Origin of the sequence: Mesorhizobium sp. M4B.F.Ca.ET.089.01.1.1, assembly GCF_004022605.1 — a bacterium.
Taxonomy (GTDB): Bacteria; Pseudomonadota; Alphaproteobacteria; order Rhizobiales; family Rhizobiaceae; genus Mesorhizobium; species Mesorhizobium abyssinicae.
Window position 1 is genome coordinate 1 of the sequence record NZ_RZOS01000579.1, and the last position, 3,050, is coordinate 3,050.

Annotated in this window: 4 protein-coding genes and 1 pseudogene; 4 read left to right on the forward strand and 1 reads right to left on the reverse strand. The window is 65.3% G+C overall.

What is annotated here, in order from left to right; genetic code table 11:
* The 4 genes from EN780_RS30965 to phoB form a co-directional block, all read left to right on the forward strand.
* Window positions 1-309, forward strand: a 309-nt coding sequence (locus EN780_RS30965) for an ABC transporter permease subunit (RefSeq protein ID WP_128276177.1), incomplete at its 5' end; no start/stop codon positions are given.
* 15 nt (window positions 310-324) lie between these two features.
* Window positions 325-1,149, forward strand: coding sequence for a phosphate ABC transporter ATP-binding protein PstB (pstB, locus tag EN780_RS30970; RefSeq protein WP_127282796.1), 825 nt, complete (start codon window positions 325-327; stop codon window positions 1,147-1,149).
* 23 nt (window positions 1,150-1,172) lie between these two features.
* Window positions 1,173-1,883, forward strand: a complete 711-nt coding sequence (gene phoU, locus EN780_RS30975) for a phosphate signaling complex protein PhoU (RefSeq protein ID WP_128276178.1) — start codon at window positions 1,173-1,175, stop codon at window positions 1,881-1,883.
* Window positions 1,884-1,902: 19 nt separating this feature from the next.
* A complete protein-coding gene (gene phoB, locus EN780_RS30980; RefSeq protein WP_006203872.1) occupies window positions 1,903-2,592 on the forward strand; it encodes a phosphate regulon transcriptional regulator PhoB in 690 nt (229 codons plus the stop codon).
* A gap of 3 nt (window positions 2,593-2,595) precedes the next feature.
* Here the strand turns inward: phoB and EN780_RS30985 are convergent.
* A pseudogene (locus EN780_RS30985) lies at window positions 2,596-3,050 on the reverse strand (ROK family protein); the annotation flags it as partial.

A 3,050-nucleotide genomic window follows, 5' to 3' on the forward strand; every position in this document is an offset into this window, starting at 1 on the left:
GTGTTCCAGCACATCCTGCCGCTTGCCGCCCCCGGCATCCTCACCGGCACCATCATCGGCCTGGCGCGCGCACTCGGCGAGACCGCGCCGCTGCTCCTGATCGGCATGGTCGCCTTCGTCGCCGACTATCCAAAGACGCCATTCGATCCGGCGACAGCGCTGCCGGTGCAGATCTACATGTGGGCCAACGAGGCAGAGCGCGCCTTCGTCGAGCGCATGTCGGGCGCGATCATCATCCTGCTCGTCTTCCTCATGGCCATGAACATCACGGCGATCGTGCTCAGGCGCCGCTTCGAACGGCGCTGGTAAAAGAAGGCATCTGGTATGAACATCATGACCGAACAGTCTCTTGAAAACGCAGTGGGCGACAAAATGAACGCCAAGTCGAACGAAGTGATCAAGATGCGCGGCGACAAGGTCGGCGTGTTCTATGGCGAGAAGCAGGCGCTGTTCGACGTCAATCTCGACGTCCGCCTCAACCAGGTGACGGCGTTGATCGGTCCTTCGGGCTGCGGCAAGTCGACCTTCCTGCGCTGCCTCAACCGCATGAACGACACCATCGATTCGGCGCGGGTGACCGGCAAGATCACGCTGGACCAGGAGGACATCTACGACAAGAGCATCGACGTCGTCGAGCTCAGGGCCCGGGTCGGCATGGTGTTCCAGAAGCCGAACCCGTTCCCGAAGTCGATCTACGAGAATGTCGCCTACGGCCCGCGCATCCATGGGCTGGCCAAGCGCAAGGCCGACATGGACCAGATCGTCGAATCCAGCCTGAAGAAGGCGGCGATCTGGAACGAGGTGAAGGACCGCCTGCACGAGCCCGGCACCGGCCTATCCGGCGGCCAGCAGCAGCGCCTGTGCATCGCCCGCGCCATCGCCGTCTCGCCGGAGGTGATCCTGATGGACGAGCCGTGCTCGGCGCTTGACCCGATCGCCACCGCCCGCGTCGAGGAGCTGATCGACGAGCTGCGCCAGAACTACACGATCGTCATCGTCACCCATTCGATGCAGCAGGCGGCGCGCGTGTCGCAGCGCACGGCGATGTTCCACCTCGGCTACCTGGTCGAGGAGGGCGCCACCGACAAGATGTTCACCAACCCCGACGACAAGCGCACCCAGGACTACATCACCGGCCGGTTCGGCTGATTTCCAAGCACGAGGACAGGATCATGGGTGAACATCATACGGTTGCGTCTTTCGACGAGGATCTCGGCGCGATCAGCAAGCTGATCTCCGACATGGGCGACCTTGCCCGCTCGATGGTCGCCGGCTCGACGCGCGCGCTGCTCAATTCCGACAACGCCCTGGCGCAGCGCGTGGTGTCCGACGACGCCATCATGGACGCGCGCCAGCGCGAGCTCGACGACCGCGCCATCACGCTGATCGCCAAACGGCAGCCGATGGCCAACGATCTGCGCGCCGTGGTCGGCTCGATCCGCATGGCGGGCGACCTCGAACGCATCGGCGACCTCGCCAAGAACATCGCTAAGCGCGTCGGCACCGTCGGTCTCAGCGTCACGCCGCGCGACCTTTCGCATTCGATCGACGGCATGGCGCAGCTGGTGCTGATCCAGGTGCAGGGGGTCATCGAGGAATATGCCGCCGCGGATGCCGCGGCGCTTGCCAAGCTCCGCAATGACGACGAGCGCATCGACGTCAAATACACCTCGGTGTTCCGCGAACTTTTGACCTACATGATGGAAGATCCGCGCAACATCACCGCTTGCACGCATCTGTTGTTCTGCGCCAAGAATCTGGAGCGCATCGGCGACCATGTCACCAACATCGCCGAGAACGCCTACTACGTGCTGACCGGCCAGCAACTGCCCGCCAATCGTCCGAAGCTGGACGAGACGGCGATGTCGGCGCCGGCGGCCTGAGAAGAAGGGTGACGGGCCGATGATCGCGCCACGCATCATGGTGGTGGAGGACGAGGAGCCGCTGGGGGTGCTGCTCCGCTACAATCTTGAATCGGAAGGCTACCAGGTCGAGGTGGTGACACGCGGCGACGAGGCCGAAATCCGGCTGCAGGAAAACGTGCCCGACCTCCTGGTGCTCGACTGGATGGTGCCGGCGGTTTCCGGCATCGAGCTCTGCCGGCGTCTCAGGATGCGGCCGGAGACCGAGCGGCTGCCGATCATCATGCTGACGGCGCGCGGCGAGGAAAGCGACCGGGTGCGCGGCCTCTCCACCGGCGCCGACGACTATCTGGTCAAGCCGTTCTCGACGCCGGAGTTCATGGCGCGCGTCAAGGCGCTGCTGCGCCGCGCCAAGCCGGAAGTCCTGTCCAGCATGCTGAAGGTCGGCGACATCGTGCTCGATCGCGAGTCGCATCGTGTCTATCGCAAGAAGAGCGAGATCCGGCTCGGTCCGACCGAATTCAGGCTGCTCGAATTCATGATGCGGCATCCCGGCCGGGTGTTCTCGCGCAGCCAGCTGCTCGACAATGTCTGGGGCGAGACGATCTACATCGACGAGCGCACGGTCGACGTGCATGTCGGCCGGCTGCGCAAGGCGGTCAACAATGGCCGCATGCCTGACGTGATCCGCACCATCCGCGGCGCGGGCTACGCGATCAGGGAAGATTGACGCTCAGGCCACGTTCTTCCCGGTGGCGCCGCCTTTCACCTGCACGCCCGGCGCGAAAATCTCCTGGTCGACGAAGGTCAGTGCGCGCATGGCGCAGCCTTCGCGGATGAGCGGCAATTCGTTCGGCTCGGTGTCGAAGGAGATCGACTTCGAATGCTGGCCGCCGGCGGTCTGGGCGATCGCCTCGCGCAGCGCCGGCTCGATCAGGTCGAAGGCGGCGGCGCTGACGCCGACCATGGCGACGGGAGCGGGGTCGATCAGCGCGAACAGGCTGCCGAGGCCGAAGCCGAGCGCCTCGCCGGCCTTGCGGTAGGCCTGGCGCTCCGGGCCGTCGCCGGCGCGCGCCCTGGCGGCGAGCGAGCGCATGTCGGCGTCGCTGACATCGACCGGCTCGGCGTCCTCGCCCATCTGCTTGGCATTGCGCCAGATCGCGTAGTTGCCGGCATAGGCCTCGACGC